This window comes from Bacillus sp. SIMBA_005 (assembly GCF_046535585.1).
In the GTDB taxonomy this organism is placed as follows: domain Bacteria; phylum Bacillota; class Bacilli; order Bacillales; family Bacillaceae; genus Bacillus; species Bacillus pumilus.
In genome coordinates, this window is sequence record NZ_JAWRWI010000596.1 from 1 (window position 1) to 263 (window position 263).

The window sequence follows — 263 nt, forward strand, 5'->3', positions numbered from 1 at the left end:
TGTTTGGCGTAAGCAATGCCCCGCCGACAGCCTGCAATGCCCGAAAGACAATTAACAGGTCGTTTATACCGAACAGGTGATGCAGGCCGCTTTTTGCCTGATGGAACGATTGAATATATTGGACGTTTTGATGATCAAGTAAAAATTAGGGGGTACCGTATTGAACTGAGAGAGATTGAAACAGTTCTTCAGCAAGCACCGGGGGTAAAGGAAGCCGCGGTACTGGCCCGTGATGTTTCTGCTGAGGAAAAGGAGCTTGTTGC

Annotated in this window: 1 pseudogene; it reads left to right on the forward strand. The window is 48.3% G+C overall.

From position 1 onward, the window contains the following. Positions 1 to 60 precede the first annotated feature (60 nt). Positions 61 to 263: pseudogene (locus tag SB660_RS21450) on the forward strand (hypothetical protein); the annotation flags it as partial.